The following is a 20,131-nucleotide window of genomic DNA, read 5'->3' as shown; positions in this document are numbered from 1 at the left end:
TGCCATGAAAAGACGTACTTTGACCCGAGGCCTGGCCTCGATGGTTGCTCTCCCGGTCCTTGGACTGACCACCCACCGCGCAAGGGCACAGGCGCCCGCCAAGCTCACGGTCCGTATGGACTTCTCCCCCTGGGGCCTGCATGGCGCCATGCACTTGGCGCAGCAAAAGGGCTGGTTCAAGGAGCAGGGGCTGGAAGTGGAAGTGCAGGACGGTACCGGCACCATCAACACGCTGCAGCTTCTCGCGGCAGGCCAAGTTGATGTGGGTCAGGTCGCGTTAGGAACCATGGCAGTGGCCAAGGAGAACGGCCTCGATCTGATGTCCATCGCTGGCTTCTCGCGTACCGGCGACCTGGCGGTCATGACCGACGCCAGCCAGGGCGTGAAGCGTCCGCAGGACCTGGCCAAGAAGAAGCTGGTCTGTTTCACCACCAGCCCATGGACGCCCTTCATCGATCCGTTCCTGAAGGCCAACGGTATGAGTCGCAGCCAACTGGAACTGGTCATGGTGGCACCGAGTGCCATGATTTCCACTTATGTGTCCGGCAACTCTGACGGCTTCCTGTCGCAGGCGCCGTTTGGGCAGCCCATGGTGCACAAGAGCCGGCAGGCCAGTGCCATCTTGCTCACAGACAGCGGCATCAACTTCCCAAGCTACGGGTTGGCTACCACGCCCAAGAACCTGGATGCGAAGAAGGACGCGCTGGCGAGGCTGGCCCGTGTGCAGGTGCGGGCCTGGCACTACATCTACGACGGCCATGTGGACGAGGCCGTCGCAGCTGTCCTCGCACAGCGCCCCAACGCAAGGCTGGATGCCGACGTGATCAAAGGCCAGATCGAGGCCTACCGTCCCTTCTTCGAGAGCCCGTCCGCCAAGGGCCTGCCTTTCGGCCAGCAGACCGATGCCGACTGGAGCGCGGCCATCCGTTCTCTGGAGCAGACCGGCCAGATCAAGGCCGGCCGCAAACCCTCGGACTACTACACCAATGCGCTACTGTCCGCCTGAGGATCGCATGGCCAATGCCGCTCAGCAAACAGCGCTGCTGGACATCGAAGGCCTGAACAAGGTCTACACAACCGGGCGCCGCCCCGTCACCGCACTCCAAGACGTGAGCCTGCAGGTGCAGCAAGGCGAATTCGTCTCGGTTGTGGGCCCTAGCGGCTGCGGCAAAAGCACGCTGATGCGCTGCCTCGCCGGTCTGGAGCCCATTACCAGCGGTCGACTGGAGATGGGCCGACAGGCCATCACTGCGCCGCCGGAAGACATGGGCGTGGTGTTCCAGCGGGACCTGCTCATGGAGTGGCGGGACGTGCTGAGCAACGTGCTGGCCGCGGCCGAGTTCCATGGTCTCAAACCCAAGGCCTACGCGGAGCGGGCCAAGGAGTTGCTGGCGCTGTTCGGCCTGTCGGACTTCCTGGACCGCTACCCGCGCGAGCTGTCAGGCGGAATGCGCCAGCGCGTGTCCATCTGCCGTGCGTTGCTGTTGGATCCGCAATTGCTGCTCATGGATGAGCCCTTCGGCGCATTGGACCCATTCACGCGGGACGCGCTGAACGCGGAACTTCAGCGCACCTGGATGGCGACGGGCAAGACGGTCGTCTTCATCACACACTCGATCTCCGAGGCCGTGTACTTGGGCAGCCGAGTTGTCATGATGGCCCGCGGGCCGGGGCGCATTGCCGACGTCCTCGACATCGCACTGGAACGCCCGCGCGGACTTGAGGTGCGCGAGACGCCGGAGTTCGGGCGCTACGTGGGCCGTATCCGCGAAACCTTCCGCCAGCTCGGCGCCTACTGACCCAAGGAGTCACGATGAAAAGCATACTGGCGCACACTCAGCGCAGCTGGCAGGCGTTGCTGACGGTCGCGGTGCTGTTGGCGCTATGGGAGTTCAGCGTGCGCAGCTTCGGCGTGCGCGAGTTCCTGCTGCCGGCCCCGAGCAAGGTCTGGCAGAAGTTCTTGGATCAACCAGTCTACTTGATGCAGGAAAGCTGGAGCACGCTTCGCACCACGCTGTACGGCTTCGCGCTCGCAATCGTGCTTGGCGTGGCGGCGGCCATTGGCATCGTCTACTCGCGTTTTCTGGATCGCACGTTGTACTCGCTGCTGATCGCGATGAATGCCGTGCCTAAGGTAGCGCTCGCACCACTCTTTGTGATCTGGATGGGCACGGGCAGCCTGCCCAAAGTGGCGATTGCGATGCTCATCGCAATCTTCCCGATTCTGATCGACAGCGTGTTGGGCCTTCGCTCGACCGACCCCGACATGCTGGACATGGCACGCGTGAACCGTGCTTCGCGCGCCTCCATGCTTTGGAAGATTCGCTTCCCAAATGCGCTGCCAAGCATCTTCGCGGGCATGAAGGTCGGCGTGTCCTTCGCGCTGATCGGCACCATCGTCGGCGAGTTCGTGGCCGGCGAGTCGGGCCTGGGGCACGTGATTCTGGTAGCGCAGGGCAGCTTCGACACGCCTACGGTGTTCGTGGCGCTTGGATTGCTGTGCCTGCTCGGCGTGCTGCTATTCCAGCTGCTGGAGACCATTGAGGGGCGCTTGCTGGGTTGGCACGCTTCGCAGCGCTCGGCGCAGACCCACTGAGGTCCGTCGGTGCAACGCGTGGGATCGCCGACCCGCTCAAGCACGTGGCGGGCGGGCTACTGACTGGCCAACGTGTGTGAACGCAGTGACAACGCCGTACCCTGCTACCGCGACGTTGAGTGTGGCGAACTCGGTTTCAAATTCCGCTGCGATGCTTGTCATCAAGGGCACGAACCTATGCAACGGCAGGATGCCGAGGGCCGCCAGGGCAATAAGCGACGCCAGTGGCGGTGCCCTTCTGACCGAAACGGAAAGTCAGAGCCAGCGACGTGACGCGGTGTCACCGTCAACATCGTTGGGCGTGAGGGAACTTACAAGGGCAGCAGAAAGGTAGAAGCCAATGGCTGCAACCAACAGTTGAAGAATCCCACCCACTTCTGGAATGAGGTGCCACGGCAATTTGCAGAGCAAAACGGTCGCAAAGAAACAAAACAATGCAAACCACGCGCCGCGTCGGTAGAGCGTCAGCGTCCGGCCGAGCATTGGAACCCTGAGCATCGAATCACCCCGAAACCTCTGCAGCGTCGTCATGTTTACCTCCTGGGGTTGATATGTGAGCGCGCTCCAGAGCGACTACTCCCGGCCCAAAGCGGTCCTTATCCACCAACTGTAAGCCAGCCCAGCGAGAGGCAAGCGCCCAAACGTCTGACCCGAACGTGTCGCAGGCCCCAGCGACTTGGAGCGTCGTCCCGTTTGATGCGCCCGGCCTTCATCCCTATCCGTCCCGCCCTCCACAGCTCCATTCGCGCGCGTATTGCCCGGCAAATCGATCGCATGGACATTGACCTGTTGCTGTCGGACTTTCTGCGCAAGCTGGAGAGCCTTTCTCGCACGAGCACCGTGGCCCAAGCGCTCGACGACCTTGTCAGCTTTTGTGCAATGGATGGCGGCCACCGGCTCAAGGAGCAGCAGCGGCAACCGACGGAATTGCCCACCCTGGGACATGCGTGCCACAGGGCTGCTGTCAGGGGCAGAAGCTCAACCAGCGCATAGGGCGCGCCGGAGTCGATGCCTTAAACCAAAGCGCCGGCCACCGGCCCGGCAATTTACAGCCCCCCACACGAGCGATCCATGCCGGGTGGGGAGGCCTGCGGTCGATGCGCCGTAGCCGAGGATGCACTCGTCTATTTCCCCGACCGTGGTGTCTCGCGAACACTCGATCGGTAGCCGCGCCGCACCGGTGTATCTCTGGATCGTTGACTGGGCCTGCAGCGCAGTCGCGCGGCGGCTGCCCACGGCTCACCGGTGCTCCTCACGGGGTTCTACAGCCTCTCAAACTCATTGCGGATCGTCTCGAGCGGCCGATAGCGCGTGATCGCCTCAGCCAGAGCGCGGGCCCGCTCGCGATGCGGCGAGGCACCCGCCACGGCGCGCACGGCCTCGGCGATCCGCGGCGGCGTCGGCCGGCCCGTGCGCAGGTTGATGCCGACGCCGAAGTACTGCACGCGCGCCGCCACCTCGGGCTTGTCTTCCGCGCCCGGGGCAACTACCAGCGGCACACCGTGGCGCAAGGCCAGGAGCGTGGTTCCGTAGCCGCCGTTCGTCACCAGCGCGCTCAGGCGCGGCAGGAGCCGGTCGTAGGGCAAGAACTCGGCCGTCCGCGCGTTGGCCGGCAGTGCACCCAGCGCCTCGATCGGCGCGCCGCCGGTGCTGACCACCACATGCCCGTCGAAGTCGGCCAGGCCCTGCAGCGCAGGCTGGATCAGCGAAGAGAAGTCGCGGTTGTCCAGCGTGCCCTGGGTGACGTGGACGATGGGGCGTCCGTCGTCCAGTGCGTCCCACCAGTCGGGCAACGGCCGCGCGGGCGATGAGCCGCTGGTGTCCAGCGGGCCGGCGAAGCGCAGGCCCGGCGCGAAGTCCGTCAGGGGGTACTCGAACTCTCGCGGACCGAGCTGCAGCAGCCGGTCGAACAGCCGCGACAGGTCGAGGATGAACGGGAAGCCGGCGGGCAGCGGCTCGCCCGAGGCCTCGTGCACCAGCCGCCGCGCGAGTTGCTGCGTGTCGCGAAAGACGATGCGGGTGGCCAGCAGGTTGAGTGCGCGGTTGCGCAGCCGCCCCGCCACGCTCCACGAGGGCTGCATCGCCATGCCTGCCGGTGGCGCATCACGGGTGATCTGCGCCACCGGCCCGATGCCGAAGGCGACCACCGGGGGCCGCCGGGCGCGCGGGCGCACCAGCAGTGGCACTGCACCGGCGAAGAGATGGTCCACCGCGACGGCATCGAAACGCTGGTCGTCGAGCAGGCTCCGCAACGCCCGCCACTGGTCCGGGATGGGGTGGATGAAGGTGTTCTGGATCTGGTACTGCGACAGGGCCACGCCGTGGTGGCGGTCGCGCTCGGGCAGGTAGCTCTCCAGGTCGCGCTCGTCGAAGTCGGCGCGGCCGGACAGCGGTGCGAAGCCCAGGCCCGCGCCCCGCACGTTCGCCTCGAAGCGCGATCCGGTGAGCATCGTGACCTGGTGCCCCGCCTCGACCAAGTGCCGGCCGGCGGCGATGAGCGGCGCGACGTGGCCGTAGAGGGGGGTGCTGGCGAAGAGATAGTGCGGCATCGGTGTGCGGGGCCCTGACGAAGGGCCGTCCTATGATGAACTGCGTCGAGGTTAAGGAAGTTGCGACATGAAGAAGTTCAGCGGGGCCTGCGGCATCGCCCCGTTCACGGCCGACTGCGCGCCATGGTGCTGAGCCGCGACCCGTTCATCGGCCGGGCCGCATCGCTGCAGGCGCTGGACGCGCTGGCCCTCGACGCGCCGCTCGTGACCGTCTCCGGACCCGGTGGCGTGGGCAAGACGCGGCTGGTGCTGGAGTGGCTGCATGCGGCCGATGCGACGGCCCCGGCCCGCACGGTGCTGGTCCGCCTGGACGGCCTGGACGACGCCGCGGCCGTGTACGGCGCGGTGGCCGCCGCCATCGACATGCCCCGCACCGGTGGCCAGCCCTATGTGGAAGCCATGGTGCAGTGGCTGCACGACACACCGCTGCGCCTGGTGCTGGACAACTGCGAGCACGTGATCGACACCGTGGCCCCGCTGGTGCAGGCGCTGCTGGGCGGCACCCGCGGCGTGACGGTTGTCGCCACCAGCCGCAGCCCGCTGGGCGTCGCCGGCGAAGCGCATCTGCGCCTGGCACCGCTGGAGGAGTCCGACGCGCTCCAACTCTTCGTCGCCCGCGCCCTGCAGCGCGTGCCCGGCTTCGTGCCCGAGGGCCCGTCGTTGGCGGCCATCCAGGCCATCTGCCGTGCGGTGGACGGCCTGCCCCTGGCCATCGAGCTGGCCGCAGGCTGGGTGGCTGTGCTGCCCGCGCCCGACCTCGCCGCCCAGCTGGCGCAAGGCCTGGCGCTGCTGCAGCGTCGCGGCGCCCTGCCCGCGCGGCATGCCACGTTGGCCGACACCATGCAGTGGAGCCACCAACTTCTGTCGCCAGCCGCGCAGTTGCTGCTGCAGCGCCTGTCGGCCTTTCCGGCAAGCTTCGCGGTGGAGGCGCTCGGCCCGGTCTGCGCGACGGGCGCCCTGGCGCCAGACGGCATCCTGCTGGCGCTGCGCGAACTGGTCGAACATTCGCTGGTGCAGTTCGACCTCCCCTCCGGCCGCTACCGGCTGCTGAACACCGTGCGACTGTTCGCCACCGCGCTCGCGCAAAAGGCGGGCGAGTGGGACGCCGTGCGCGACGCCCATGCCGCGCACTTCGCCGACCTGGCGCTGCAGGGCCGCGCGGTCGACTTCGTGCCCGAGGTCCGATGGCTGCCGCGGCTGCAAGCCGATGTCGACAACCTGCATGCCACGCTGCGCACCCTGCTCGACGCAGGGCGCGGCACCGAGGCGCTGCAGCTCGCCACCGCGCTGACCACCTTCTGGTGGACCGCCGGCCGGCACAGGGAAGGCCTGGGCTGGGTGCGGGCCGCGTTGGCCCAGGCCGAGGCCGCACCCGCCCTGCTGCGGGCGGCGGCCCAGTTCAGCCTGGGTTTTCTGGGCGCCCACGACACCGGCGACTGGATTCTGGCCGCGGCCGAGCTGGACCAGGGTCTGGCCCTGCTGGCGCAGCAGCAGGACGACGGCGCCGACCTGCTGCGAGGCTACCTGCTGTGCCTGCGCGGCGAATGCGACAACATGGCCAGTGCCCCGCAGGCCGGTCTGGCGCAGGCCCTGGAAGGCGCGGCGCTCATAGCGCGCCATCCGCAGGACCGCTGGGGCCGCGGCTTCGCGGCCTGGAATGTCGGCTTCGGCCACGAATGCGCGGGCGACCTGCCGCAGGCCGCGTTGCGGTACGCAGAGGTCATCGCCTCGCAGCGCGACAACAGCCTGGTGGTGCGCATGATTGGCTGCCAGAGCCTGGCGGGCGTGCTCGAACGCCAGGGTCGCGCGGCCGAGGCCATGCCCCTGTTCGACGAGGCCCTGCAGTTGTGCCGGCAGGTCGGGCTGCTTCGGCTCGGCGACGTTCACGGCTCGCTCGCCCGCCTGCTGGCGGACTGCGCCCGCGTCCGTGTGGCCGCCGATGCCGAACCGGACCCCGCACGCGCACTGGCCCAGGAGGCGCTGGTCACGGCCCAGGCGCTGCAGGACAGCGCGGCCGCCACCGTCGCCGCCGACGTGCTGGCGCGGCTGGCGGGCCCGTCGCGGCGTCAGGGCGTGTTCCGCCGGCAGGGCAGCGTGTGGCGCCTCGGCCTCGACGAGGCCGAAGCGATGCTGCCGGACAGCAAGGGCCTGCGCCAGTTGCGGCATCTGCTGCAGGTGCCGGGCACCGAGGTCGCCGCCGCAGAACTCGCCGCGGCTGCCGACGACATGCCGCGCGAGATCGGCCGCGGTGACGCAGCGCTCGACCCCAAGGCCATCGCCCAATACCGCACGCGCCTGCGCCTGCTGGACGAGGCCCTGGCCCTGCCGGCCGACGCACTCGACGACGCGCAGCGCGAGCAGGTGCGTCAGGAGCATGCTTTCGTCTCGCAAGAGCTGGCGCGCAGCGTCGGCCTGGGCGGGCGCGCGCGGCGCACCGGCTCTGCCAACGAGCGCATGCGCGTGAACGTCACGCGCACGCTGCGGGCCGCCATCGCCGAGATCGAGGCCGCCCATCCGGCACTGGGCGCGCATCTGGCGCAGAGCGTGCGCACCGGCAACTTCTGCCGCTACCACGCGGCCGAGGACTTGCGTTGGCAGTTCTGAGCGCTCCGAGCCGCGGCGCTCACGCCGGCTGCAGCGCGCGCTGCACCAGCACCGTGTCCACGTACTGCACGAAGCGCACGATCTTGCCGCCCTGCAGCGTCCACGCGTGCACGAAAGGCGCGCGGAAGGATTTGCCTGTGGCCTTGTACATGCCGCTGTAGTGGCCCAGCGCGACGACATCGTCGCCCTCACTCACGTAGCGCTCCGGCATGGCCTGGTAGCCATCCCATTCGGTCGCGAGCTTGATGAACACGCCGTCCACGATGGCCTGCGGCCCCTGGTAGGTGCCGGCGTAGGGATAGCCTTCCGCTTCGGTCCACTGGATGTCGTGCGCCATGTTGGCCAGGATGGCGGGCATATCGCCCGTGGCGAAACCTGCGTAGAGCGCCTGGATCGTCTGGAGGTTGGTCATGAGAAGTCGTTCCTTCGGGGTGGATGGAGATGGCGCCTGCGTGGATGCGGCACCAGACCCTCTGGCGTTCGCTGGCGGCGGCCGGATCGTTCGATGCCAACGAACGTTGTGGCCGCGCCGAGAACTTCGCCCCTTCAGATGCCGTCCCGGCGTGCGAGTGCCTCCATACAGATCAGCATCTTGACTGGGTAGGGATTCGCCCCCGATCGGCGAGTCCGCACGAACGACTCGGCGCACCTGGCTCCGCGCGATCCACCGTCGGCGCCGCGCCCATGATCGGAATCACGTGACACCAGGGGCCTGCCGCGCTTGATCTGAGGCGCTCGAATGCGGCCCTGGCAGATGCTGGAATCGGCCAAGCCCGCGCCCTGGGCCGCACACCAATCGCCGCCGCGTGGGTCTGCGCAGGTCATCGAACTGGCGAGTTGGCGTCGAGCGTCGGCCGATGCCAAGATGGACAAGCAACCCTGACGCCTTCGTCTCGCCAGAACCGCCCATGCCCCACGCCCCGTGAACAGGCGTCTATGCGCGGGTTGCCAACAGAAAGGTGGCCGGAAGTGATGCCGCGAGCATGGGCCCGTGGGCTACACCGGGATAGCTCTGATGCTCCACCTCCATGCCACGACGGCGATTCAGCGTTGCGGCAAGCCGAAGACCGCTGTCTGCAGGCACAGAGGCGCGAGCCTTCTGGCGGCTGGCCAATACTGCGGGGTCGACATTGGGCGGTCCCTGCACCCTGGGTCGTTGATCTGTAATCGAGTCGCCCTGCATGATCAGCAGCCGTGTGGTTGCACGGTCTTTCGGCAACGGCGCAGGCGATTCAGCTTCGCGCAGGACGAAGCCGCCTTGCCACCACAGCGAGGGGTCTGCGGCGGCGTAGCGCGTGAAGATGTCCGGCCGGCGCAGCAGCGCATGCAGCGCAAACAGTCCGCCGTATGAGTGCCCCCAGAGCGTGCGCCGGGCCGGATCAGTCGGTCCCAACACCTGCGCTGCTGCAGGGAGCACCCGGTCCGCGATGAACGCGAGGAAGGCATCCGCACCACCGCCGCGCCGGCCGCGGGCCTCGTCGTCCCAGGTAGGACCGTCCATGTGCACGGGCGGTGTGTAGTCGTAGGCCCGCCGCTCGACATCGAAGCGCAGGTCGCTGTCTGGGCCGATGGTCACCAGCGCCACAGCCTGCCCGTCTTCCGCCAGCGCGTCGAGCATCGGGGCCGTGATCGTGTCGGCCACAGCATTGCCGTCCAGCAGGCAAAGCAGCGGATGCGTGATTGCTGCCGCTCGGCGGGGCTGGGCGAGCCACAGACGATAGCGCTGGCCGTCGGCCGCGGCCAACGAAAGTCGCTCGAACCGGTAGTGCGCGCTGTCCTGGCGATCCCACGGCGTGGGGCCGAGGCGCTGATTCGGATCGAACCTGGCCGGGGCCGGGGAGGCTGTCGCTGGAGTTTCCAGCGGCATCGCCGTGGATTGGGCGAAGGCGGTCATCGGCAGGCCTGGGCCCGCCAGTGCCCCCAGGCCCGCCAGCAGGAGTTGCCGTCGGATGTTCGTCGGGGATGCGGTGCCCGATGAGTCGGCAATGGAGATGAGTTGCGCGAGGTCAGGCAAACGGGAGATGGGCATCTGAGCAAAATTGCTGAGCGCGCCTGCGAGGCCGAGTGCTGGAGGCGCGATCCGCCGCGAGCGACAGAGGATGGTTGAACAAAGACGGCCGGGGCCGACGGTGCGAGGCGACGAACTGGAAACGTCTGGGAGACATCGTGTACCTCCAGGGTTGGCAGTCGGGAATCGCCGAGACCGGATTCTCGGCCTAAATTAGAATGATTCTTAACAACAACCAAGAGGTGCTGTCGCGCGCAATGCGCGACGTAGCCAGAAGCCGGCACCTCACATCACCTGTCTGAGGAGAAGGCTTTGAGCCACCACCATCCGTTGTCCGCGGCTGATCGTCGCCGTGCGCGTCAACACGTCCGTGCCGTCCATACTTCGCCGGACTTGCAGAAGCAGTCCATGCCGGTTCGCCTCGGCGTGCTGCTTGCCGGTCTCATTGCGGCTGGGGCGCTGCATGCGCAGCCTCAGGTTTTGTCCACGGCCATCATTGACCTGCCCGAGCAGACGCTGGGCGCCTCGCTCGCCACGTTAGCGCGCCAAACCGGACAGCGCATCGATTTTCCAGCCGACACGGCGAGCGCACTGCGAGCCCCTGCCGTGCACGGCAAGCTTCCAATCGATCAAGCCTTGGCCCGCCTCTTGGCCGGGTCCGGCTGGCAAGCCCATGCGCGGGCCGATGGGGGTTGGGAAGTGCGGCCTGCCCCCGCTGCTGCGAACGAGATCCTGACGGACGGTGCCCCCACGCTGGGCGCCATCACCGTGACCGCCACCTCGGTCAGTGGTGCACCGCCGGTGTACGCCGGCGGCCAGGTCGCCAAGGGCGCGCGACTCGGGATCCTGGGCAACACCGCCATCATGGACGCGCCCTTCAGCGTCACCGCCTACACCGCCAAGACCATCGAGGACCAGCAGGCGCGCAGCATCGCCGAAGTGCTGTCCGCCGACGCCTCGGTGCGGCAGGCCAGTCCTTCCGCATACGGGCTCGAGTTCTACCAGATGCGCGGCTTCCTGGCCTATGGCGAAGACATCGCCATGTCGGGCATGTACGGCGTGCTTCCTTACGGGCGCATCCCGGTCGAGCTCGCGGAGCGGGTCGAAGTGCTGCGCGGCCCAGGCGCGCTGCTGTACGGCCAGTCGCCCAGCGGGGCCGTGGGCGGCGCCATCAACGTGGTGCCCAAGCGGGCGGACGATGAGCCGATCACCCGTGTCACGGCCAGCTATGCCTCCAAGAGCCAACTGGGTGGCGCCGTGGACATCGGTCGGCGCTTTGGCGATCGCAACCAGTGGGGTGTGCGCATCAATGCAGCCGGAATGAGCGGCGACACGGCCACCGACTCGCTGGCCGCTCGCCGAAGGCTGGGCGCCATCGGGCTCGACTACCGGGGCGAACGCACCCGCTTTTCGCTGGATCTCTACGACCAGCGCTACCGCACCGACGGCGGCGTGGGCGTGTTCGCGCAGTTCAGCGGCACCACGGTTCCGAAGGCGCCCAAGGCCAGCACCAACTTCTTCCCGGGCACCTACATCGATGCATCGGACACGGGCGGCATGTTCCGCGGCGAGGTGGACATTGCCGACAACCTGACGGCCTACGTGGGCTACGGGCAGCGCCACCACTACTACACCGGCTATCTGTCGGTGGCGGCGCGCAATGTGGACGCCTCCGGCAACTTCTGCGGGGCGGTGCGCGGCTGCAGCAACAGCACCACGCTGCCGCCCGGCACCGGCTACGACGACACCCGCTCGCTGGAGGCCGGGCTGCGCGGTCACTTTCGCACCGGCCCGGTCAGGCATGAGTGGAATCTCGGCGGCCAGGACATGGCCATCGACTATGGCTACTCGACCACGCGGCTGACCTCGGGCTATTCGTCCAACATCTACAACCCGACGCGCGTGCCGCTCACCGGCTCGGACTACCTGCCGCTGCCGCGCACGCACACCGAACTCACCAGTCAGGCCGTGAGCGACACGATGTCCGTCCTGGACGATCGGCTGCGCCTGACGCTCGGCGCCCGCGAGCAGCGGGTGGGCCTCCTTTCCTACGCGCCCCTGTCGAGCAACCTGAGCAGTCCGCTCGCCAACCTGGTGAGTGTCAGCAGCAGCTACCACGCCAAGCGCGTCACGCCGATGGCCGGCCTGGTGATCAAGCCCGTCGATGGTGTCTCGCTCTACGGCAACTACATCGAGGGCCTGACCAGCGGCTCCCTGGTGAGCGACACCAAGGCCACCAACTACGGCACGGTGATCCCGCCCCTGCAGACCCGCCAGGCAGAGATCGGCGTGAAATGGGACCTGGGCACCTGGACGAACACCCTGGCGCTCTACCAGATCCGCAAGCCCAGCACGATCAACGTCTACAGCAGCAACACGCAGTACAGCGTCGATGGCACCGGCGAGCAGCGCAACCGCGGCGTGGAGTGGAGCGTCTTCGGCCAGGTGGCCCGGGGCGTGCGTGTGCTCGGCGGTGTGGCCTACACCGACGCCGAGCTGACCCGCACCGCCCGGGGCGTCAACCAGGGCAACACGCCGCCGGGGGCCCCCCGATGGAAGGCCAACCTCGGCGGAGAGTGGGACGTGCCGGGCGTCGCCGGCCTGACGCTGACCGGCAACGTGGTGTACACCAGCGCCGCCTGGCTCAACAGCGCCAACACGCAGCGCATTCCGTCCTGGACCCGGCTGGACGTCGGCGCACGCTACGCGACGCGCATGGGCGACTACCCGGTCACGCTGCGCGCTTCGTTGCAGAACGCCACCAATCGGGCCTACTGGGACACCAGCTGGCGCGATGGCCTCGCCATCCTGGGGGCGCCCCGCACCTTCCTGCTGTCGGCGAGCTTCGATCTGTGACTGGCTCCCGCAGCGCCTTCGCATTCGGCCTGGCGCTGGCGCTGGCCGGCTGCCTCAGCATGTACCTCGGTGCGGCGCACCAGCGCCTTCGGGCGCGGCCCTGGCCGGCCGTCCCGGCCCGCGTTGGCGGCGCGCTCCTGCTGGTGGCTGCCCAGGTCACGCTGCTGCTGGCATTGCGCCCTGTGGCGGCCTGCTTCGTGCTGGCCACCTGGGCGATGCTCGTCTTCATGGCGCTGCCGGCACTGGGGGCCCTGCGCCGGTCTCGGGAGGACGTGCGATGAGCGCGGCGACGCCTTGCGCGCCGCGCCCGCCTGCACGTCGGCGCGACTGGCTTGCCAAGACGCTGGCGGGCATCGTGCCGGGCTTGGGGCTGGCGCTGGGCGTCAGCGCGCTGTTCGACCTGGCGGCAGCATCGTTACCGATCGGCGTTCGCGCCCAGTTGGCGATGTGGCTGGTGCCTCCCGTGTGGTTCGGCACGCTGGGCCTGTGCTTCCTGTTCGGCAGCGGTCTGCGCGCGTGGCTGTGGCTGGGTGCCGCCAACATGGCCGTATTCAGCCTTTGGGGCGCGTTGCGGCTGCTGTGACTTTGGGAGATACCAATGCGCGCTGACGTCCTGCGCCTGTACAAGAGCGTCCACACCTGGACCGGCATCGTCGCCGGCATGGCGCTGTTCATTGCGTTCTATGCCGGGGCGCTCACCGTCTTCAAGGCGCCGATCGCCCGCTGGGTCGCCCCGCCCACCGCCGTGGCGGGGGGCGTCGACGCCGTGCCACTGGCAGAGGTGCCCCTGCTGATCGAGCGCACGCTGGCGGTACACCCCGAGGCGGCGAGAAGCTTTCGCATCGAACTGCAAGCGCGGCAGGATGCACCCGGCCGGATGCGCTGGACCGAGCGGCCCGAAGGCGCCGACGACCACGACCATGCGCAGGACCGGCACTATGCCGCCACCCTCGACGCGGCCGGTGTCCCGAGCGTGCTGACCGACACGCAGTCGCGCGTGGCGGAATTCATCGACGTGCTGCACCGTGTGGTCGGGCTGCCCGTCGACAACGATTCCAACCGGTGGGTGATGGGCGTGATCTGCGCGTTGTACGCGGTGGCGCTGATCTCCGGCGTGATCCTGCTCCTGCCCACGCTGGTCAGGGACTTCTTTGCGTTACGCCTGGGCCGCAATCTCAAGCGCATGTGGCTGGACGCGCACAACGTGGTCGGCATCATTAGCCTGCCCTTCCACGTGGTGATGGCCCTCACGGCCGCAGTCTTTGCCTTCCACGACGGGCTGTACGCCGTGCAGGACCGGCTGATCCATGAGGGTCAGCTGGCGCGGCTTTGGAGCCGCGGCGCGCCCCCTGGTCCACCGCCTGCGCCCCGCGACGTGCGCGCGATGCTCCCGCCGCAGGCGCTGGTTAAACGGGTGCAGGCGCTGTCGCCCACGCTGGAGCCGCTGGCGCTGGAGTACGCCGCCGTGCGCACGCCGCGTGCCGTGGTTCGGATCTGGGTGCGCGACACCACCACCTTCCAGCGAAGTGATGCCGGGGGCTTTGCCGCGCTCGATCCTTACACCGGCCAGGTGCGCAGCACCGACTACCTGCCGGGCCGGCAGGACGGGGCCAACGCCACCATCACCAGCTTCTTCAGCCTGCACTTCGGCAGCTTCGGCGGCACGCCGGTGCAATGGATGTACTTCCTGCTCGGGCTGGCGGGCGCCTTCCTGTTCTATTCGGGCAATCTGCTGTGGATCGAGAGTCGTCGCAAGGCCGACCGCGGCCGCGGGCCCGCGGCGATCCAGACCCGCTCCAGCCGCCTCATGGCCAGCGCGACGCTGGGCGTCTGCCTGGGCTGCGTGGCCGGCATCTCGCTGAGCCTGGCGGCCGGCAAATGGCTGTATGGGCGGGTCGATGACCTGCAGGCCTGGCACATGGGCGTGTACTACGGGGTGTTCGGCATCGCCCTGGCCTGGGCCTTCTGGCGCGGGCCGGCACAGGCGGCGCCCGAACTTCTGACGCTGGCGGCGCTGTGCACGGCCGCCATCCCGCTGACCAGTGTGCTGGGCGTGATGTGGCCGGCGACCGGGCTGTGGGCGCATGCCGGCGCGGCCACAGTCGGCGTGGACCTGGTGGCGGCCGCCGGCGCGCTGGCGTGGGCCTGGATGGCCCGCGCCTCAGGCCGGCGTGCGCGAGGCGGGCCTGCCGACAGCGTCTGGTCCCTCCATGGGCGCGTGCACGAGGTAAAGGCGGCCGCAGCCATCCCGCATGGCGAGCGTTGAGCCGGCGCGGCAGCGCATGCTCCTTGGGCACATAGGGGCCGTCATCACGCGGCACGCCGCCCGCCTGAAAGTGGCCTCTACCAGACGTCACGGTTGGTCCATGCTCGCGACAGCCCCCCGCAGATGAGGTACCGGTATCGAAGGACGAACTGCGCCTGGCGCCCGTGAGCCGCTGCAACCCATTGCCATCCGAAACCGCATCCTTGTCGCACAAACGAGAACGCCAGTCTGGACGCAATCGCGTAGGGTGACTGGTGGCCCAGGCTTCAATGGCTCTCGCACCGGCGAGCCCAGAACCCGTTGCGCATCGCCACGCCGCGCCACAGTGGGTTGCCCCTCGTCGCCGTGCGGGCCAATCTCGCGATGTCAGGAACACCCGTCAAGGCGCACCCATGTCCAACAAGCCGGAGAACATCTCTTCTTCACCCGACGCCGGACCCGCGTTCTACCGTTTGGCAGACGTCATCCGCATCACCGCGCTGAGCCGCTCGACCATCTACCGGCGCATCGCCGCCGGCGAGTTCCCTGCACAGGTCTCGCTCGGCGGCCGCGCGACAGGCTGGCGCCGGGAAGCGCTCAAGACCTGGCTGAACGATCCCACAGGTTTCCGAGCGCTGGCGACATGCGAGAGGCGGCACGGCACCTCAGGGGCGCAGGTCCGGCACGTGGCTGCGGCGGACCGAGCGTTCAGGCCGGGGTGAGCATCAAGTTCCGCGATGCCGATCGTTCGTGGACGCAGACCTCAAGGAGGCAGCCGAACCGGGCCAAGGGGGCAACAGCTTGTACCCAAGAAGCGGATCCCGAGCAACAAGGCAGGCACTCGGAAAGGCGTTCAGGCCCAGATTCAGGGCCACGCGCGCCGCCGTCGAACCGCGTGGCGCATGGCCTTTGGCGGCCTCGACGCTCAGCTCAAAAGTGACCTTCCGCCAGATGACGCGGGGCAAGTCCGGTGGCGAACAGATGGCCCGGGCCTTCTTGCGTTCTCCTTCCGGCCAGGAGCCGCTGCTTCTCTCGTGCACGCGGCCCAGGGCCAATGCTGCATGCGCTGAGGCATCCGCAGGTGCGCGCATGCGGCAGGCCTGCGACCAGCACCAAGAGGCGGGGGCGAGCGGACGCAGATGCACCGCCGAAAGCCCAGGATGACTCAGGTGATGACAGCGGACCGCCAGTCACCTTCATTCAGGATCCCTTCCCGCCGACGCCACCGCACGCGGCGCGGACCCTTACCGGCACGGCCTGGCATTGCCCCGTGATGCGCGAGAAGGTATTTGCGCCGAAGGTGTCCGCCGCGCTTGATGAGGCTCCGAAACCCATGCGCATGGCAGCGCGCGCCGCACATGTCGGCGATCCAACCCGGCGAAGCCGTGATGCGTCAACCAAAGCGTTGGCCGCCGGAGGACCTCACGGCTTGCCGCTGGCGCCCGGCTTGAGCATCAAGAACGCTTCGCCGCCGTCACGGTCGTGATGGAAGATGAAGGGCTGGCCGCGGAGCACGATGGCCACCGGAAAGCGCCCTGGGACCCGACCACCGGTGGCGCGTGCGACGGCTAGGCCAAACTGCTGCGCCGCGGCGGGCCCGTCCTGCGTCGGCGTGGTGATGACGCACTCGATGCCCGGCTTGATCTGGGCGCCAAGGCGCTGGTCCTGCGTCATCCCGATGCGACCCATGGGGCTGTCGATCCATCGGCCGATTCCGAAAGACTCGGCCGCCTCGACTGCCCCACCGAAGCTCGGCGCTGTCTTGAGGCAAACGGCTTCAAAAGCCTGGACCCCGGCCACCGCTTCGGTCTGGACGGGCGGCCCCCCGGGCGCGGAAGCGCGTGATGCGCAGCCCGCGAGCGCGAGCAGGCCCGCTGCGAGGGCCAGGGAAGCAGGGAGTTGATGCAGGTTCATGACGTTTGTGTTGGCCTCACCTTGCGCCGAGTCAGGCGCCTTCGGCAGGCTTCAGTTGAACTCGAAGCGTTGGTTCTTCACGATCTCGTGCTTGCCCAGGCGGAAGTTGCAGACACGGGCCACCTCGGTCTTGTCCTTGATCTCCGGTATGCACCCCCCCACGAGCTTGACTGTCTTCGCGTCCTGGCCGGACAAGCGGTACTCGATGGCTGGGCCGTCGAGGAGGGTGTGCTCGAGCTCGACCCTCTCAGCGAAGTCATCGGTCAGCACGAAGATGACGTCGCCGTCGAACCGCAGCATGTACCGGTCATGCTGGAATGAGGCGCCACGAAAGAGGCACATCTCGACCCGGGCACCTTCGACCTGCTGGACGCGGCAGTCCGGAGACGGCGGATTGGTTTGCGCTTGTGTGGCGAAGGCGAAGGTACACAGCGCGAAGAGATGCAGTTTGGTTGTCACGAGGATGGGCTTGCTGGTTGTGCTCAAGAGGCCGTGGGCGCCGGGACGTTCGCCGCTGGATCCTTCGGCGCCGAGCGCTTGATGCGGGGGCCGAGCTTGTCCAGCACATCGGCAGTCACAAAGGTCTTGTCGTCCAGGCTCTTGAGATCGAGCCGCAGCTCGACAAGGACGGATCCCTCCGGCAGCGGTACAGGTACGTAGGTGGGCGTGTAGATGTAGACCGGCGGCTGGTATTTCGGCAGCGCGGGCGGAGGCATGCGGAATATGGGCATCGTGCCAGCCGTGCGCTGCATGCCGCTGGCCAACGCCGCTCGCCCGACCACGCGATCACCCTGCTGACGCGTCTGCGGCGACACCGGGGCCGCCGCCACGGTGGCGTCCAGGTCCAGCGCGGAGTGGCCGTAGACGTCTTCACCGTCCAGCACTGAGCGATCGACATGGCCCTCGATGATCTTGAAGGCGGGAGCCCCAGCGTCCCTGGCCACCTCAGCGGCGCGATAGAGCAGGAATGCGTCGATCCACCGCGCTGGTGTGCGTCCGCTGCCCAGGAAGCGCACGCGGTAGAGCTGCTCGCTCAGCTTGGCGGTGCTGTAGCCGAACCGGATGCCTTCGGTGTCGGCCGCACGATAAGACGTTGGCGTGACGCACGCGACCAAGCATGCACTGCCGGCCAGGATGGCCAAGACCTTGAACATTGAAACCCTTTCTTCTGTCGTTGTCACAGATCGCGTTCAGAACCCGCGGTTGAGGTTGAACCCCACCGTGTAGCGCCCTGTCCTGAAGCCCTCGGGCTTCCACAGCGGCGCGCCGATGAAGAGGTCGTAGTTCGCCTGCTGCCAGGCGCCACGCACCCCCACCGCCATGCCTGCCAGGTGATTGCCCAGCAGGGACCGCGTGCTCGGACCGCCCACATGGCCGTAGTCCACGCCCAGGTACAGCTCTGCCCCGTTTTGGCCCAATGCCCAGCCCAGGTCGTTGCGCACCAACCAGCCGCGTTCGGCCATCAGGCTCGATTCACCGTCGAAGCCCCGCACGCTGAAGCGCCCACCGATGGAGAAACGGTCCTGCGGCAGCAGCGGCGTGCGGTTCCACTGCGCCCGCACGAGGCCCGTGTAGCGCAGCTTCTCATCGCCCAGCTTGAAGGGCACATTGGCATTGACTTCGGCCGTGTAGAGCCGCATGCGCGAGGTGCCATCGTCGAAGGCTTCTTCGGGGACTGGCTTGGCGCCGAAGGCGCCCGTGCCGCGCCGGTAGGCCAAGGTTCCTTCCAGCGTGGCTTCGCCGATGAACTCCTTGTGGTTGACAGCGAGCTCCCAGCCACCCGTCACCCGGTGCTGAACGTCCAGCTCGGCGTCGTCCACGAAGTTGCGCGACTCCTTGCGCCAGCCGCGAAGGCTCACCATCGTCTTTCGATGCTGGTCACGCCAGACCATGCGCGAGAGCTTGACCTCGGCGTTGTTGGTCTTGCCTGCGTAGATGTAGTCCTGCGCATAGCCCTGCACCGTCTGGAAATACTGGCTGTTGGAGGCGGTGAAGCCCAGCATCCACCAGCCGTAGGGCAGCGAGTAGTGAACCGTCTGCCCTTCGGTGCCCAGGCCATCGTCGTTCAGGAAGCGCCGGCCGATGTTGTGGTTGGCGTTGACATAGAAGAGGTCGTTCAGGCCGAGCGGGTTGTCCAGGGAAGCCGTCACGCCCGCCTGGTAGCGCCCGGTGGCCTCTGTGCCGCTGTCGTCCAGGCTCAGCGCCACACGCCACTTCCTGGCCTGCACGTACTTCACCACCAGATCGCTCTCGCCTGGGCCGGAACCGGGCACGGTGGAAGGCTCGATCTGAATATCGGCTTCGGCCGTAGGCGAGCGCTTGAGGTTCTCCAGGCCCTGTTCGATGGCGCGCAAGTTCAGCAGGTCGCCTGGGCGAACCGGGATTGCCGAAGCCAAGAAGGCGCCAGCCCCAAGCAACGGCGCAGTGGAGTCCGAAGACAGGCGAATCGCGGCGATACGCCCAGGCACGAGAGTCAGGGTGAGCACGCCACGGGTGAGATCCTGCGGGCCAGCCAGCACACGGGTTGTCGTCCAGCCGCGGGCGATGACCTCGGCTTGGGCTCGCGACAGAACGGCATTGACACCACCAGTGCCCAGGCAGCGCCCCAGGGGTGAATCGTCCCCAGAGACCCCCGACAGCACGGAAGGTGAAACGGCCCACTGGAACGAAGCAGCCTCGTCACCGACGAGCACCACACGATCTATCCGAAAGCATGGGGATTCGGACTCTGGAATGCCCGAGACGACAGCCGAAGCAGGCGCCTTCAGCCGCTCATCCACACGCCGTTCATTGGCCTCACGAAGCGCCCGTTCTCGCTCCTGCAGACGTTGCTGCTCGTTGAACGATTGGGGACTGGTGGGTGATTGCTGCGCGAAGGCGAGCGAAGAAATGGCGGCGCACATCAGCACCACCGAACGTGACAGATGATTCATTTATGCTCCCTGGGCATTGCCTTCTTGTAGTACCGACTTCTAAAAATATTCAAATTTATAATTAAATTACCTAGATGGAGAAAAAATAATAAATCATCGAAAGTTTGAGCGTCGAAAGATTTCCACTATATTTTCGGCGCTTCAATTCCCGAATCATTATCGTCTTTACGAGCACGCCATGATGGCCGATTAATTTAGCAACAGAATTTTCCAAACTCATTGAGCCATCGACCGTATCAATCGACCTGCCAAACGCGGGTAACGACTGATGCCGTCCCAGAATCGCTCCCAGTCTGCGTCTGAGATTATTTCGACTGAAAGAGAAACTAGGTAGTCCGCCCTGAACAATCCCGTTCTCAGCCGCATGCAGGGCGGTTGTCGAGCGAATGGGCGATCAGCGCGGCGATGACCTCCTGCACGGACAGC

General features: G+C 67.4%; 19 protein-coding genes. 10 read left to right on the top strand and 9 right to left on the bottom strand.

Going from position 1 to position 20,131, the window contains the following annotated elements:
* The first annotated feature begins 4 nt into the window (after window positions 1-4).
* The 3 genes from ABIC63_RS28790 to ABIC63_RS28780 are packed head-to-tail and all read left to right on the top strand — an operon-like array spanning window position 5 to window position 2,596.
* The gene (locus ABIC63_RS28790; protein WP_354322306.1) at window positions 5-1,006 is read left to right on the top strand and encodes an ABC transporter substrate-binding protein; all 1,002 of its coding nucleotides are present in this window, start codon (window positions 5-7) and stop codon (window positions 1,004-1,006) included.
* A 7-nt stretch (window positions 1,007-1,013) separates the two neighbouring features.
* Entirely contained in the window at window positions 1,014-1,799 is a 786-nt protein-coding gene (locus ABIC63_RS28785; RefSeq protein WP_354322305.1) for an ABC transporter ATP-binding protein, read from the top strand.
* Window positions 1,800-1,813: 14 nt separating this feature from the next.
* The gene (locus ABIC63_RS28780) at window positions 1,814-2,596 is read left to right on the top strand and encodes an ABC transporter permease (protein ID WP_354322304.1); all 783 of its coding nucleotides are present in this window, start codon (window positions 1,814-1,816) and stop codon (window positions 2,594-2,596) included.
* A gap of 255 nt (window positions 2,597-2,851) precedes the next feature.
* On the opposite strand, the gene ABIC63_RS28775 is transcribed toward ABIC63_RS28780, so the two are convergent.
* Window positions 2,852-3,127, bottom strand: coding sequence for a hypothetical protein (locus ABIC63_RS28775; protein WP_354322303.1), 276 nt, complete (start codon window positions 3,125-3,127; stop codon window positions 2,852-2,854).
* Window positions 3,128-3,370: 243 nt separating this feature from the next.
* On the opposite strand from ABIC63_RS28775, the gene ABIC63_RS28770 reads away from it, so the two are divergent.
* A complete protein-coding gene (locus ABIC63_RS28770; RefSeq protein ID WP_354322302.1) occupies window positions 3,371-3,589 on the top strand; it encodes a hypothetical protein in 219 nt (72 codons plus the stop codon).
* 269 nt (window positions 3,590-3,858) lie between these two features.
* On the opposite strand, the gene ABIC63_RS28765 is transcribed toward ABIC63_RS28770, so the two are convergent.
* Complete coding sequence (locus ABIC63_RS28765) at window positions 3,859-5,145, bottom strand: glycosyltransferase (RefSeq protein WP_354322301.1); 1,287 nt, start codon at window positions 5,143-5,145, stop codon at window positions 3,859-3,861.
* A gap of 123 nt (window positions 5,146-5,268) precedes the next feature.
* Between ABIC63_RS28765 and ABIC63_RS28760 the strand changes: the two genes are divergently transcribed.
* Window positions 5,269-7,749, top strand: a complete 2,481-nt coding sequence (locus ABIC63_RS28760; protein ID WP_354322300.1) for an ATP-binding protein — start codon at window positions 5,269-5,271, stop codon at window positions 7,747-7,749.
* Window positions 7,750-7,768: 19 nt separating this feature from the next.
* On the opposite strand, the gene ABIC63_RS28755 is transcribed toward ABIC63_RS28760, so the two are convergent.
* From ABIC63_RS28755 to ABIC63_RS28745, 3 genes are all read right to left on the bottom strand, one after another.
* Window positions 7,769-8,161: a nuclear transport factor 2 family protein gene (locus ABIC63_RS28755; protein WP_354322299.1), complete on the bottom strand. Its 393-nt coding sequence runs from the start codon at window positions 8,159-8,161 to the stop codon at window positions 7,769-7,771.
* Between the two features lie 522 nt (window positions 8,162-8,683).
* A complete protein-coding gene (locus tag ABIC63_RS28750) occupies window positions 8,684-9,778 on the bottom strand; it encodes an alpha/beta hydrolase (protein WP_354322298.1) in 1,095 nt (364 codons plus the stop codon).
* A gap of 264 nt (window positions 9,779-10,042) precedes the next feature.
* Window positions 10,043-10,222 (bottom strand): hypothetical protein, encoded by a 180-nt coding sequence (locus ABIC63_RS28745; RefSeq protein ID WP_294378453.1) that lies wholly within the window; start codon window positions 10,220-10,222, stop codon window positions 10,043-10,045.
* Window positions 10,223-10,393: 171 nt separating this feature from the next.
* Here ABIC63_RS28745 and ABIC63_RS28740 point away from each other — a divergent pair, with 171 nt between their 5' ends.
* The 5 genes from ABIC63_RS28740 (at window position 10,394) to ABIC63_RS28720 (ending at window position 15,580) form a co-directional block, all read left to right on the top strand.
* Window positions 10,394-12,613: a TonB-dependent receptor gene (locus ABIC63_RS28740; protein WP_354322297.1), complete on the top strand. Its 2,220-nt coding sequence runs from the start codon at window positions 10,394-10,396 to the stop codon at window positions 12,611-12,613.
* Window positions 12,610-12,894 carry a hypothetical protein gene (locus tag ABIC63_RS28735; RefSeq protein ID WP_354322296.1) on the top strand — a complete coding sequence of 95 codons (285 nt, stop codon included), beginning with the start codon at window positions 12,610-12,612 and terminating at the stop codon, window positions 12,892-12,894. The genes ABIC63_RS28740 and ABIC63_RS28735 overlap by 4 nt, the downstream gene beginning before the upstream one ends.
* Entirely contained in the window at window positions 12,891-13,196 is a 306-nt protein-coding gene (locus ABIC63_RS28730; protein WP_354322295.1) for a hypothetical protein, read from the top strand. Before ABIC63_RS28735 ends, ABIC63_RS28730 begins: the two co-directional genes overlap by 4 nt.
* A gap of 15 nt (window positions 13,197-13,211) precedes the next feature.
* The gene (locus tag ABIC63_RS28725) at window positions 13,212-14,879 is read left to right on the top strand and encodes a PepSY-associated TM helix domain-containing protein (protein WP_354322294.1); all 1,668 of its coding nucleotides are present in this window, start codon (window positions 13,212-13,214) and stop codon (window positions 14,877-14,879) included.
* A gap of 392 nt (window positions 14,880-15,271) precedes the next feature.
* Window positions 15,272-15,580 (top strand): helix-turn-helix transcriptional regulator, encoded by a 309-nt coding sequence (locus ABIC63_RS28720; protein ID WP_354322293.1) that lies wholly within the window; start codon window positions 15,272-15,274, stop codon window positions 15,578-15,580.
* A 700-nt stretch (window positions 15,581-16,280) separates the two neighbouring features.
* Here the strand turns inward: ABIC63_RS28720 and ABIC63_RS28715 are convergent.
* Genes ABIC63_RS28715 through ABIC63_RS28700 form a run of 4 tightly spaced genes read right to left on the bottom strand, consistent with a single transcriptional unit; the run spans window position 16,281 to window position 19,675 of the window.
* Window positions 16,281-16,772, bottom strand: coding sequence for a hypothetical protein (locus ABIC63_RS28715; RefSeq protein WP_354322292.1), 492 nt, complete (start codon window positions 16,770-16,772; stop codon window positions 16,281-16,283).
* Window positions 16,773-16,823: 51 nt separating this feature from the next.
* On the bottom strand, window positions 16,824-17,231 hold the full coding sequence (locus ABIC63_RS28710) for a hypothetical protein (protein ID WP_354322291.1): 408 nt from the start codon (window positions 17,229-17,231) through the stop codon (window positions 16,824-16,826).
* 23 nt (window positions 17,232-17,254) lie between these two features.
* Window positions 17,255-17,926 carry a CC0125/CC1285 family lipoprotein gene (locus tag ABIC63_RS28705; protein WP_354322290.1) on the bottom strand — a complete coding sequence of 224 codons (672 nt, stop codon included), beginning with the start codon at window positions 17,924-17,926 and terminating at the stop codon, window positions 17,255-17,257.
* Between the two features lie 36 nt (window positions 17,927-17,962).
* The gene (locus tag ABIC63_RS28700) at window positions 17,963-19,675 is read right to left on the bottom strand and encodes a ShlB/FhaC/HecB family hemolysin secretion/activation protein (protein WP_502935928.1); all 1,713 of its coding nucleotides are present in this window, start codon (window positions 19,673-19,675) and stop codon (window positions 17,963-17,965) included.
* Window positions 19,676-20,131 lie beyond the last annotated feature (456 nt).

Source organism: Pseudacidovorax sp. 1753 (genome assembly GCF_040544975.1).
Classification (GTDB): Bacteria; Pseudomonadota; Gammaproteobacteria; order Burkholderiales; family Burkholderiaceae_C; genus Xenophilus.
Note: the sequence above shows the minus strand (reverse complement) of the source record. Positions and strands in the feature narration are given on the sequence as shown.

What these genes read in the sequence shown, in the direction of transcription:
- ABIC63_RS28790 (WP_354322306.1), top strand. Translation starts at nt 5, where the DNA reads ATGAAAAGACGTACTTTGACCCGAGGCCTGGCCTCGATGGTTGCTCTC.
- ABIC63_RS28785 (WP_354322305.1), top strand. Translation starts at nt 1,014, where the DNA reads ATGGCCAATGCCGCTCAGCAAACAGCGCTGCTGGACATCGAAGGCCTG.
- ABIC63_RS28780 (WP_354322304.1), top strand. Translation starts at nt 1,814, where the DNA reads ATGAAAAGCATACTGGCGCACACTCAGCGCAGCTGGCAGGCGTTGCTG.
- ABIC63_RS28775 (WP_354322303.1), bottom strand. Translation starts at nt 3,127, where the DNA reads ATGACGACGCTGCAGAGGTTTCGGGGTGATTCGATGCTCAGGGTTCCA.
- ABIC63_RS28770 (WP_354322302.1), top strand. Translation starts at nt 3,371, where the DNA reads ATGGACATTGACCTGTTGCTGTCGGACTTTCTGCGCAAGCTGGAGAGC.
- ABIC63_RS28765 (WP_354322301.1), bottom strand. Translation starts at nt 5,145, where the DNA reads ATGCCGCACTATCTCTTCGCCAGCACCCCCCTCTACGGCCACGTCGCG.
- ABIC63_RS28760 (WP_354322300.1), top strand. Translation starts at nt 5,269, where the DNA reads ATGGTGCTGAGCCGCGACCCGTTCATCGGCCGGGCCGCATCGCTGCAG.
- ABIC63_RS28755 (WP_354322299.1), bottom strand. Translation starts at nt 8,161, where the DNA reads ATGACCAACCTCCAGACGATCCAGGCGCTCTACGCAGGTTTCGCCACG.
- ABIC63_RS28750 (WP_354322298.1), bottom strand. Translation starts at nt 9,778, where the DNA reads ATGCCCATCTCCCGTTTGCCTGACCTCGCGCAACTCATCTCCATTGCC.
- ABIC63_RS28745 (WP_294378453.1), bottom strand. Translation starts at nt 10,222, where the DNA reads ATGCAGCGCCCCAGCCGCAATGAGACCGGCAAGCAGCACGCCGAGGCG.
- ABIC63_RS28730 (WP_354322295.1), top strand. Translation starts at nt 12,891, where the DNA reads ATGAGCGCGGCGACGCCTTGCGCGCCGCGCCCGCCTGCACGTCGGCGC.
- ABIC63_RS28725 (WP_354322294.1), top strand. Translation starts at nt 13,212, where the DNA reads ATGCGCGCTGACGTCCTGCGCCTGTACAAGAGCGTCCACACCTGGACC.
- ABIC63_RS28720 (WP_354322293.1), top strand. Translation starts at nt 15,272, where the DNA reads ATGTCCAACAAGCCGGAGAACATCTCTTCTTCACCCGACGCCGGACCC.
- ABIC63_RS28715 (WP_354322292.1), bottom strand. Translation starts at nt 16,772, where the DNA reads ATGAACCTGCATCAACTCCCTGCTTCCCTGGCCCTCGCAGCGGGCCTG.
- ABIC63_RS28705 (WP_354322290.1), bottom strand. Translation starts at nt 17,926, where the DNA reads ATGTTCAAGGTCTTGGCCATCCTGGCCGGCAGTGCATGCTTGGTCGCG.
- ABIC63_RS28700 (WP_502935928.1), bottom strand. Translation starts at nt 19,675, where the DNA reads ATGTGCGCCGCCATTTCTTCGCTCGCCTTCGCGCAGCAATCACCCACC.